Origin of the sequence: Burkholderia territorii (assembly GCF_902833055.1) — a bacterium.
In the GTDB taxonomy this organism is placed as follows: Bacteria; Pseudomonadota; Gammaproteobacteria; order Burkholderiales; family Burkholderiaceae; genus Burkholderia; species Burkholderia territorii.
The window spans coordinates 1-439 of record NZ_CADFEJ010000155.1; the positions used below are offsets into that span (position 1 = coordinate 1).

Consider the following 439-nt stretch of genomic DNA (forward strand, 5'->3'; position numbering starts at 1 on the left):
CAACGCCAGCGGTCACGTGCAGATCCGCCGCCGCGCCGGCGACGTGACGATCGAGGCCGGGCGCGGGATCGCCTCGCTCGGCATCACGGCCCTGGAGGCGCGCGCCGAGTTCGGCGCGGGCAACCGGCTCAACGCCACCGTGCATGCCAAGGCGAGCCGGATCGCCACCGCCGACGCGACGCACGGCATCCCGTTCGCGATGCGCGACGGGGTGATCGGCGTGGCCGAGAACGGCCCGCTGTCGGGCAAGATCGACGTCGATCTGCCGGCGCTGCGCACCACCGGCGGCTTGCTCGGGCCGAGCTACCTGTTCGACGGGCGTGCCGTGCTTAAGCTGAGCGTGGCCGGCACGCCGGCCAAGCCGGACCTGTCGGGCATGCTGACCGGCGACAATCTCTCGGTGACGGTGGTCGACCAGGGCGTGCAGTTGAAGGACGGC

1 pseudogene is annotated in these 439 nt (G+C 72.4%); it reads left to right on the forward strand.

Annotation, left to right across the window (positions count from 1 at the left end):
* Positions 1-439, forward strand: a pseudogene (locus tag HW466_RS31495) (translocation/assembly module TamB domain-containing protein); the annotation flags it as partial.